The sequence below is a fragment of the Aporhodopirellula sallentina SM41 genome, from assembly GCF_000346505.1.
Lineage (GTDB): Bacteria > Planctomycetota > Planctomycetia > Pirellulales > Pirellulaceae > Rhodopirellula > Rhodopirellula sallentina.
Window position 1 is genome coordinate 20,482 of the sequence record NZ_ANOH01000068.1, and the last position, 10,824, is coordinate 31,305.

Annotated in this window: 8 protein-coding genes; 1 reads left to right on the forward strand and 7 read right to left on the reverse strand. The window is 56.2% G+C overall.

Annotated features, from left to right (window positions below; genetic code table 11):
- Window positions 1-157: 157 nt before the first annotated feature.
- The 6 genes from RSSM_RS03795 to RSSM_RS03825 form a co-directional block, all read right to left on the reverse strand.
- On the reverse strand, window positions 158-2,062 hold the full coding sequence (locus tag RSSM_RS03795; RefSeq protein ID WP_160168090.1) for a carboxypeptidase-like regulatory domain-containing protein: 1,905 nt from the start codon (window positions 2,060-2,062) through the stop codon (window positions 158-160).
- Between the two features lie 360 nt (window positions 2,063-2,422).
- Entirely contained in the window at window positions 2,423-3,835 is a 1,413-nt protein-coding gene (locus tag RSSM_RS03800) for an MBL fold metallo-hydrolase (RefSeq protein WP_008674675.1), read from the reverse strand.
- 123 nt (window positions 3,836-3,958) lie between these two features.
- Window positions 3,959-4,420 (reverse strand): beta-lactamase hydrolase domain-containing protein, encoded by a 462-nt coding sequence (locus RSSM_RS03805; protein ID WP_008674677.1) that lies wholly within the window; start codon window positions 4,418-4,420, stop codon window positions 3,959-3,961.
- A gap of 347 nt (window positions 4,421-4,767) precedes the next feature.
- Window positions 4,768-5,679 (reverse strand): UDP-2,3-diacylglucosamine diphosphatase, encoded by a 912-nt coding sequence (locus RSSM_RS03815; protein ID WP_085979978.1) that lies wholly within the window; start codon window positions 5,677-5,679, stop codon window positions 4,768-4,770.
- A gap of 546 nt (window positions 5,680-6,225) precedes the next feature.
- Window positions 6,226-6,408 carry a hypothetical protein gene (locus RSSM_RS03820; RefSeq protein WP_008674683.1) on the reverse strand — a complete coding sequence of 61 codons (183 nt, stop codon included), beginning with the start codon at window positions 6,406-6,408 and terminating at the stop codon, window positions 6,226-6,228.
- A gap of 201 nt (window positions 6,409-6,609) precedes the next feature.
- Window positions 6,610-7,833 carry a DUF1559 domain-containing protein gene (locus RSSM_RS03825; protein WP_008674685.1) on the reverse strand — a complete coding sequence of 408 codons (1,224 nt, stop codon included), beginning with the start codon at window positions 7,831-7,833 and terminating at the stop codon, window positions 6,610-6,612.
- An 880-nt stretch (window positions 7,834-8,713) separates the two neighbouring features.
- On the opposite strand from RSSM_RS03825, the gene RSSM_RS03835 reads away from it, so the two are divergent.
- Complete coding sequence (locus RSSM_RS03835; RefSeq protein ID WP_008674691.1) at window positions 8,714-9,493, forward strand: class I SAM-dependent methyltransferase; 780 nt, start codon at window positions 8,714-8,716, stop codon at window positions 9,491-9,493.
- Window positions 9,494-9,601: 108 nt separating this feature from the next.
- Here the strand turns inward: RSSM_RS03835 and RSSM_RS33590 are convergent.
- The coding region (locus RSSM_RS33590) for a hypothetical protein (protein ID WP_044300947.1) at window positions 9,602-10,824 on the reverse strand (1,223 nt) is incomplete at its 5' end.

Genomic DNA, 10,824 nt, shown 5'->3' on the forward strand with positions numbered 1-10,824 from the left:
TATCCAATCGATGGAACGAATGGTCTGCGGACCGGCAAAAAAACGCGCGGACGAGCAGTCAGGCCGCATCGTAGTGGGGCATCCGCGGCTCAGCAAAACTTCACGAGTCGAAACGCACATCGGGAGGTCAATACAAACGGAACGTTCGAATCCGGTATCAATTTCCGACGCTATTGATCACCGCGATCAGGTGTTGTCCATCGAGCGTGTAGATCGCGTCTTTGACTTCGCGGTCGACGGGGAGGCCTGGAAACTTCTGTCGAACCTGTTGTCCGTCGATCGACCAAAGCTCCGGGTGACGCGTCCCACCTTCGCCGCTGGTCACGATCAAGAAACGGTTGCTGACGTGAAATTCCATCGTTCGCTGCATCACCGGAATCGCGCCGGAACGCGAGGGCTGAACCAGTCGAAGAGATTCGAGCCCGCGATCCAGATCGAGTACGCCGAATGCCTCGCCGCCTTCTCGCAATCGACCGGTGAGGACCACCAACCGACCGCGATGACTCGTGTTGAAATGAAAGCCGACGGAGCTGAACGGAGATTCCGTAGAAGACCACACGGATTGGGTTTTTTCGGTTTCGAGATCATAGAGTCGGAGATGATCCCAACGGTGATAGCTGCCGTCCGAGTCGACTCCTCCGATGAACACCAGTGACCGTCCGTCCGCGGTCCAGTGCACACCCCAGGCTCCCGTGTCGGCGACCATTTTTAGGTTGGTTCCATCGCACTTCATTGTCCAGATCGATTGCCCTCTCGCACCATCTTTCGAACCGTGCTTCGACACGCGGCTGAACGCGATGTGACTGCCGTCGGGTGAGAGGCTGGGGATCATTCCGTCGGAAAGAACTCGGGCATTGCCACCGTCCGAATCGGCGACAATCACGTGTCCGTCCTGCCAGTCGTAGCCGGGGGCGTCCTCGCGTGCATCGAAGGCAACCGTCGAACCGTCCGCTGAGATGTTTGGTGATCCATGGCGGCAATAGCGCAGAGCGAGTTCTCGATCTTGGAGAAACGGTCGGATCACGTTTCCATCGGCGGTGCACAGATGCATTGATTGATAACCGCGGCTTCCGGTCCCGGGATCGATGCCTTCGAAACGGTCCTCCTCCGATAACGAGGCCGTGCCGCTTTTTTTTACCCTCCCAAGGGAAGGGTGATGATCAACGCCTGGCAATACAGCACCCGAAAACTGCCCGACCTCCAACGGCGTGAGGATGACTTCGCAAGCGTCTTTTGCGGCGGCGAAGGGAATCGTGGTGTCGCGATAGTCAGGATGCGAGACGATGTATTGCACCTCGTCTGATGGGACCGAACGGAAAGTGCAACGGCCCTGAGAGTCGGTGCGGTCTTGAATCTCAAATCCTGCATGGCCACGCCATTTTACGGAGCCGACCGATGCGTCCGCCACTGGATTTCCTTTGGTATCTTTGACGATGAAGGTCGCTCTGCGTCCAGGCAACAGTCGTAGCTCATACTGGTTTTGCGGCGTTTGGGAATCAACGTCCACTGTCTGAGGGCTGCTCGATTCAGCGGTAGCTACGAGGCGAAACGGGGGTGCCGGAAGTTGATCGATTTGGAATACGCCGGATTCATCGGTGGTATAACGCAAGACGGGGAAACGAATGTCGTCGAGGGAAACGACGTTCACTCGCGCGTTCGAAACAACGTTGCCCTTGTAATCCTTGACCGTTCCACTGATGGTTCGCCTGCGATGCATCGCAACGTTCAACGGTTCATCGGATGTGGATGTTGCCCATTGATCGACGAAACCTAGTTTGGTGAATCCGAGAATCAGACGCGTTGGGAAGTCGATCGCCTTCAAATCAAACCTACCGTGCGCATCCGTCTGCACCGGTTCGACGTTGCGATAATGCCCACGTGGGGAATCAGGCACGGGGATGGTCGTGTTCACACTCACGCCAGCGATGGGGTCGCCGGAAGAGTTTGTGACAGTTCCGGTAACAATCGATTGGGATTGCCCGTGTACGATGCCGTCGCTACCGAAAAGACTCGAAACGATCCCAGCGACACTGACGAGCAAAACTGTTTGCAAACGGTTCATGAGCGAATGGAGGCCTGACGAGTTGATCGATTGGGGACCGATACCCGCAAACGTCATGCTGACCGTGGTTGCACACCACATCGGTTTCGAGTGACAAGTCGCTCAGGCATGATTTCAGGTACCAAACGACGCCTCGCAGATGAGTCGCGGCGTAACCGTAGTTATAGGGTCTACTGCTAGCGCGTTGGTTCGTCACGCGTCAAAAAAAGAGATGCAGATAAGCGAACGTGTAAACGCATCGTTGAGAACTTATCCAACAACCTCGGTAACCGGATTCGCCCGTGGGCGTTTAGCCGCTTGTATCGTGTAGCCGCGGCGAACGCCGATCGGAGGATAGGTCGAGGAACGTTGAACCCCGATTCATGCCGCTCGGTAACCTGCGTTTTTCCATGCTTGCATGCTGCCGGGGATGTTAGAAACGTCTTGGAAGCCGTCCCGTTTCAAAATGCTAGCGGCGATACTTGCTCGGTATCCACTGCCGCAGTAAACCGCGATCGGATCTGTCTTGCTCAAGCCTACTTTGTGGTGTTCGCCTTTTCGCATATCGCTGACGTAACAGTGACGTGCGTTCGGGAAGTGCCCCGATTCGTATTCGTCCGGTGAGCGTACGTCGAGTATCTGATATCGATCGAGATTGGCGTTGAGGTCGTGTACAGAGAGTTGCGAAACAGTCTCCAACGGCAAGCCAGCGTTCTGCCATGCCTTCATGCCGCCGACGAGGTAGCCGGCGAAATCAGTAAGGCCGACGTAGGCGAAGTGCCAAACGATCCAGTCGAGTTTGGTGGCGTCTTCAACGATCAAGGCGACCGGTCGGTCGTGATCGAGCATGTCACCCGCCCAAACAGACATTTCGGGGCGATCGCCGATGTTGATCGCACTAGGGACATGCCCTCCGCCAAAGCCCAGCATCTGACGCGTGTCCACGATTTGGACTTGTCCGGTGCCAGAAGCATTTTCGCGAGACAACTCGTGAAATTGTTGAGGCGGAATACCCGGGACGACAGGAACGTTGGGAAACGCGACCGGTCCGTCCCCGTTCTGCTTCTTCAGAATTGGGTAGTGCTGCGGTACCGGTGGGGCGCCGTCATTGACGTAGGATTTGAATTCTTCCAAGTCATCAATTTGGAGGAACGGGTTGTGCTTTCGTTCATAGCCGATGGTGGTCGTAGGGCGATCACCGATGTCGGCGCCACAACCCGATCCTGCACCATGGCATGGGAAGATAATGACGCCTGTATTAAGTTTGGCGTAGTAGTATTGGAGCGTGTCGAAAAGAGCCCGGGTCAGTTCTTCGGTTTCGTCTTCGCCGAGCAGATCAGGTCTCCCGGCGGAGCCAACGAAAAGGGAATCACCCGAGAGGACTCCCCAAGGGACTTGATCGCCTTCGGAGTTCGAAAGCTCATACGAAAGATGCTCGGGGGTATGACCGGGCGTATGTCGAGCCGTCAAAGTGACCTCGCCGAATGCGAAGCGTTCGCCATCGCAGATTCGGTGAGCATCAAAACCGTAGGTCGCCTCGCCTTCGCCACTGACGCATATCTTCGCGTTGCCGGTTCGTCTCGCGAGAGCGCGTGCTCCGCTGAGGAAGTCCGCATGGATGTGTGTTTCGAAAATATGTGTGATCGCGACATCGTGTCGGCGGCTCAACTCGAGATACACGTCGACATTCGGGCGTGGATCGATCACCGCCGCACAGCCGGCCGAGTCATCACCGATGAAATAAGACATCTGCGCGATGCCTTCGGTCTGAATCGTCTCAAAAATCATCGTCATGGTGGGGTACTCCTTTGCTTGGAAACCTGTTTGGCAAACGCGGACGAATGATCGGCACCTCAAGGATGATTTCAAAGTGGTATCGTCCACACACTCGAGTGAAGCCGCGTTGTCGGTTGGACGCTACGTGGTCTTCGCCTGCGAACGGTTGTTGACGTACTGCTTGACGAACTTTTCGAGTTCGGGTTGGTCACATTCGAAACCCATCTCTTTGGCTTTTTCGAGTGCCTCCTCCCCGGACATGCCGTTCTCGGCGGCGGTGTGCATCATCATCATGGCGCCGGCTCGCTTACCGCTCTTGCAGTGAACAAACACCGGTTTAGGGAGGGCAACGTATTGCCGGCGAAAGGCGTCGACCAAAGACTCGTCGATTGCATCCATGGAAACCGGGTGGTGTAGGTATTCCATTCCGTGTGCACGAACCACGTCGGCCTCTTCCGCGGGCGACATTGGTTGGTCGTCTTCCCCTTCGGTTCGCAAATTGATCACAGCCTGGTAGTTGTCGGCGGCCAGTGATTTCAATTCCGCTTCTCTCGGCTGGGGGCCAACGGTCGCGGCATCGCTAAATTTCATTCGGTTCGACATGAGGGACTCCATACGTGTGATTGAAAAACAGTTCACCACGTTGGAGATCGCAAGTCGCGTTCCATCGCCGACGAAGGTGGAGCGTAGGCGACATTTTTCAAATCATGTCGATCGCAATTGCAGGCGAAGCGTCGACAGTTGATCGCTGACCGAACGGCGTGGTTGCGATTCGAGCAAGCGTGTGAGTTGATCGAGAGAGATCATCGAGAGAGAAAGACTGCGCGAAAGCAAGTCGCGATCGTTTGCGGATTGCCGCGGACGACAGTAGATAATGCCGGTCGGAAGCATCGCCTACGAGCAAGCGAAGTTTGAAAGAGAGACGCGAAGGGACGGATGATGGCTCGGCGTCACGCGGCGTATTCGTGAGCTGAATCCGATGCGACGACAGGTTGGTTGGGCTGTTCGAGGGACGCTTCGAGTCCGTGTGTTTTGATGTGGTCTGTTGCTTCTGCGGTTTGCGAAGCCTCTTCTTTGGCCGGCAACTGCAGAAACATGTCTTCGTTGTACCGCTGTACCAACTGAATTTGGCCGTTGTAACGTTCGATGAGTCCGGTGCAATTTTCGACCCAATCGCCGGTGTTGAGATACCACATCTGATCACCGGAAACGATATCGGGGGTGTGGATGTGGCCGCAGATCGCGCCATCACATGCGTTGCGTCTGGCGTGTTCGAGGAGTTTGTTCTCGAAACCGCTGACAAACCGAATCCATCGTTTGATTCTGTCCTTGAGCACCGAGCAACCACCGTACGGGTTGTCGTCTTTGGGAAGAAGTGCCTTGTGCCAAAGACGATTCAAGCCGAGGCACGCGTCGTAAAGTGTGGTTGTTCCTTTTGAAAGCCACTGTGCGTTTTCTTCGACGCAGTCAAATTGGTCGCCATGGGTGACCAGGAATCGCCAGCCGCCGAGTGTTTCGAAGAAGAACTCGTTTCCGATCTCGAGTTGTGGGAACGAGGCGAGGCATCCCGATTGGAATGCTTGGTTTCTCAAAAAGGAGTCATGGTTTCCGGATACATAGTGAATCCGCGTGCCACCGTTTGCCAACGTCATCAGGTGCGTGATGATGTCGTCGCACGTTTGTGACCAGTGCCAACCGGCATTGATTCGCCAACCGTCGATGAAGTCGCCAACCAGGTAGATGGATTCGGGGTGAAAGCGTCGAAGAAAAACGAGGAATTCTTCGGCTCGCGAGTGTTTGCACCCCAGGTGCACATCGCTCACCAACAAGGTCCGAACCGGCGTTGGGGCAGGCCGTTGCATGTTCACTTCCTTGAGAGGAAAGTTGGGGAACCGACCGCCCTTTCACGAGTGATCCTCACCGCGAGCGCGCGAAACTCGCGTGCTGACAGGCAGTCCGGCGTCTGATATTCGACTTCCGGCGAACTTTAGCAGGCGCGTATGACCATCGTGTTAACGCCAAGTGCGGGTTGCAGGAAACTTCTGTGTGAGTCCTACCCCAGGGAACACCGACGAATCATCGCCACAAACAGAGTCCCGCAGCGCGTCGGAGCCTTTCAACGGGAGCGTTCTGGGGATCGAAACGAAAAAACGCCACCGGAAAAACGGTGGCGTTTATTTCAAGAGCCGCGGAGGTTTCAAAGGACGCGTGCATCTCAGGGGACGCAGAAGAGGTTGAGGTGGGGAACTCAACTCAAGGGCGGATAAACCGGGATGGCTCTGCGAGGCAAATGGTTATCGCTCCGCTGAACGCCGTGTGGGGAAATCGGCGAACGCGAAGCGACTTGCAGATCGTTATTGAACTGCAAACCCTAACTGCACTGCAGAACCCAACTGGCCTGCAGACTACTACTGGCCTTCGGGGCGATCCGTTTGGGATGCACGTTCTTGCTGTTGTTTTTCGAGTCGTTGGCGGATGTCTTCCAGTTCGGATTCTTCGGCGCCTTCGAGCATGTTTTGTGGTTGTGGGTCACCGCATCCGACGGCGAGGCACAGGCACGACATTAACAGGAACAACTTGATTAATTTCATCGGACTTGGGGTGTTAATAGATTGACATCGAAATGGGGATGAGTGCCGAGGTGGCTGCCTCAGCGGATCCCTGGACACATTTGAAAAAAAGCCAGGATGCCTTTCTTCGTGAGAGCGACAACCTGGCACTTCGAATTGCGTTGACAATCACGACGGGTCAGCCGAGGTTTGGTTCGGCTGACCCGCGGTGGTGATTGTTGACTAGAACTGTTCTTCGATCGTTTCTTTCGCTGCACGACTTCCGAGTGCACCCCACAAACCGTAGGTGCTCTTGGCTCCTGGGTTGTAGCCTGCATCGGGAGCTCGGCCACGCGAGTTGCCGGCTTCGATCGAGTCAGTGATGAACTTGACCGCACCGTCTGACATCAGCACGTGAACACCACCTTGGTGACGGCTCGATGGTGGAGCAACCGTCAACCAGAAGTCGTGCGAGAAGCCGCAGAGTTCACGGTTAGGTGGCAAGATCGTGTTCATGACAGTGTAAGGAGTCAGTTGATCGAACCAGCGATAACCACGACCGTTGGTCGAGTCGGAAACTGTCGTTCCTGATGCCCAGAACTGTGGACGCTCGGTGTCGATCAGGCCAGCGGTGTCCGAACAAACCGATGGGTTGGCGATTTGCTCACCGCCCCAGAACTTGGTCGACGTTTGCGAGATCGTTCGTTTGTCCTTGTCACCAAGGTCGGTTGCGATTTCACCCATGGCGATGGTGTTCGAGAGGCCATCGAGGATGTCACGGAAGCGAGTGGTGTACCAGTTGATGAAGACACCGCGAGCTGCACCGCGAATGCTCTCTGCTTCGGCGCTGGTCAGTTTGTCCAGGTGACGACCGTTGGCGAGAGGACGATAACCGCGATACATCAGGTTTCCAGAGTCGCCCATGCAGACTGCGTAGTTAGTACGGCCGGCTGCAGGAAGACCTTCACCTGGATCGCTTGGGCAGCGAAGGGTTGGGATTTGGGTGACCCATGGCACGTATCCGCCATTGTTGACCCAGTAGTTTGGGCTCGGGCCCATTGCTGGCCAAGGATCGCCGGTTGGGCGGGTCGTTCCGTCAGCATTCTGCATGCTGGGGTTCGCGAGTTGTTCCCAGATGGCCTGTTGTTCCATGAACGGGAGCAATCCGCCGAGTGCGGAGAGCTTGCCCATGGTGGCGTCTTGGGACTGGCTCCACCAATCGCCACCGTTGCCGAAAGCAGCCCGGTCATTGGTACCGGTCGCTTGTTGTGGCAGTTGGTTGTAGGCGCTGTGATAGTTGTGGATGGCCAAACCGAGTTGTTTGAAGTTGTTGCTGCAGCTCATACGGCGTGCGGCTTCTCGTGCTGCCTGGACGGCGGGCAGGAGCAATCCTACCAAGACGCCAATGATGGCGATGACCACGAGCAGTTCGACGAGTGTGAAGCCCGAGCGGATCGAACGTTTCATCTCAAAATACCTGCAAATTAAAGAAAAGGGGTGTGGGTCAGATGATCGTATGGAAGTGATCTTTCTGTTTCGGATGATCGCCGTAAGTGCGGCGGTACAGGTAAGTATCTCCCCACTCGCGTTTATGTCAAGTGTTAACAATTGGCAAAGTGGCGGATTTTGCTTTTTTATGTTGACATCTCGGCAGCTAGGCCGTGAATTGCGGTGATTAACTGCCTAGTGCGGTTTTTGAGCGTTTTTGGCGTTTGTTTTGGCCAGCGAGGGGAAATCGGCCGCCCTCATGTCGTGATTGGGGTGTCGTGAACGAGGGCTCGCAAATTAAGCGCGGCCGCGTCCAAGCCACGGCGTCGCGAGGTCCGGAGCTTTGATTTTGAATTTTGCCGGTGACCTCAATCCGCAGTTGATTCGTCTTTGGCCCTCGGGTGTGTGGTTGAAAGAGCGAGGGACTGCGTCGGTGAAGTGAGCGATTTCACGAAAAGGGTCACGCATGCGATCACTGTGTTCGCGTCGAGCGGACACACGGTGTCGGATGACGTGGTTCTAGTGACGTGGTTCTTCGTAGGGCGAGCTTGTTCGAATTGGTTTCGTCTCGGTCTTGGAAAGACCGAGCTACGTGTCACGCAGCGACTGTCTTTCTATGACGGACACGGAAGACCGGTTCGAGAGTCCATCGGTTGGCTGGTAGAGGTTGGTTGGCTGGTTGAGTTGTCTGCCCCCAATTTGGAAAGGTGACTCCCATCGTGTTGCGGTTTCACTTGACCTGGATGCCAATTGCCTTCGCATGTGAACCCACGGCAGCGGGGGTGTGTCTGCTTCGTTACGTCTGAATTAGGACGTTGGATTTGACGCATCTCTCCCCTCTACCGGATATCGCATTGAAATGGATTCTAGACAACACGACTCGTTAACGATCGAGCAGTTTACTCGGCAAGCGTTGCCGTTCGCTCGGCTGCCGGGGCATTCGACGTCGATGGATGTGCTCGTCGAAATGGCGTCACCCAACGTGAGCATGGAGATGCTCGATGTCGCGTGCGGTCCTGGGTTGGTGGCGTGTCACTTCGCGAGCAAAGTGCGACACGTCACTGGCATTGATCTGACACCGGAAATGCTCCGGCAAGCTCGCGATTTGCAAACCACTCGCGGGATCGAAAACGCCGAGTGGATCGAAGGCTACGCGGATCGGTTGCCGTTCGATGAGGCTTCGTTTGACTTGGTGGTGACGCGTTATTCGATGCATCACTTCCAAAATCCCGACGCGGTGCTGCGTGAGATGGTGCGTGTCTGCAAACCGGGAGGACGCGTGTTGGTCGCCGACGTTTCACTCCCGCAGGAACATGTGGAACACTACGACGAACTCGAACGGTACCGCGACCCGTCTCATGTTCACGCCCTTTCACGGGGTGAGTTTGCAGACGCGTTGGTTTCGTCGGGCCTGCAGAGTCTGCGTTTTGCAGAATACAAAGTCGACCTCGCGGTGGAAGAACAGTTGGCCGCATCGGTGCCTGTCAAAGGCGGGGCGGACCGAATTCGCGCCATCCTGCGAGACGATGTGGAAAGAAACCAATGCGGCGTCGCGGCATACTACGACGGCGAGGTGCTGCGCTACGCGATACCGATTGTGGTTGGCGTCGGGACGGTTGCAGATCCGAGCGGCCAATAGTGCCAACGACGAGCGTGGCAGCAACCATGAGAGCCGCGTCTACGAATTCGCAGGACGCGTTGAACTTTCGTAGTGAGACGACGGCACACGTTGGGGCCGCATGCGCGTCTATTTCATTTCGTTCGTTTCTTTCGCCGCGACCTTACTATGTTCTGCACTATGTTCTGCCGCTTCGAAAACACGTCGGTTGTATTCGGAGATCGCCCGAACGCAGCGCATCGACATGTCGAGTTCGTGGGGGCTGAACGTGCTGAGTTTGTTCCGTTTGCGGTTGCTGGCCAAGCCATTGTTGACGGCGATGGCGGCGCGAACGATCTCGGGTGTTTGCAACTGTTCCGGTGTCAACGACATGGTAAGCCAGAGCAGAATGTTGCCTGTGCTGAACAACGATTCCTGATCGGTCGAGCCGACAATCTGACGCGAAAGAGCGTTCGGGTCAGTCGAGGCGGAATAGCCGAAGTACAGCGGCCCCCATTTGCCATCACGTCCTTGGAGCTGTATCGCGTGGTCGTGGAACCTCGCGACGTAGCGTTCGACTTGCAGGTGTCGGCCGGTGCGAGGCAGGTCATGTCGGCGTGCACAAACAACGTACCGGGTCAGGCCGATCAGCCGATCGATCGCGTCGGCTTTGGTGACCGACACTCTGCGGTTGAGCTCTTCTTCGGCGATGCGGTCGAGCGACCAGGTTTCGCCCTTGCTGTTAGTCCACGTGACATCGGGGCTGAGGTAAGTGCTCAGTGCAAAGAGGACGCGTGAAAGGTCCACACCGGAGCGGACGTTGGATTGTTCCCAACGGACCAGGTCACCGATCGTTCCTGACGATTCGCCGATCCGAATTTCGTTCTCGACACTGATCGCTGCCATCGCGAACGTCGCGAGCAGTTCGCCGCGTTTGGATTGCAGGCCGTGGCCGATGCGAGGGATAACGTTTTGCTGTGTCGCCACCAGCAATCGTTTGCCGGCACAGGGATAGTTCCAGCAAAGGGCTCCGACGGCGTTGACCTTTTGACGTGTGCGGGCGTTGATAAGCAGTTCCGCATCGCTGCCGAATGCCACGCACGCCTGCATCACGGCCGAGGGCGGCATGACTTGGGTGCTGAGCGGTTGGTTGTACAGATCGCGAGTCGCCCGGATTGCTTTGCGTAGGGCCAGCATTTCCGAACTCCACTCGATCGCGGGAGCGGCGGGAACGCTGTCAATCGATTGCGTGTCACCTTTTGGCTGGTTCGGTTCCGCCGTCGAGTCCGCGTTTTCGTCTGCGGCTAGTTCCGTGACCGCGTTGTCGGAGTCGGTGTTCTCGGGCGCCGATGGTTGACGTTCCTTTTCTTCCA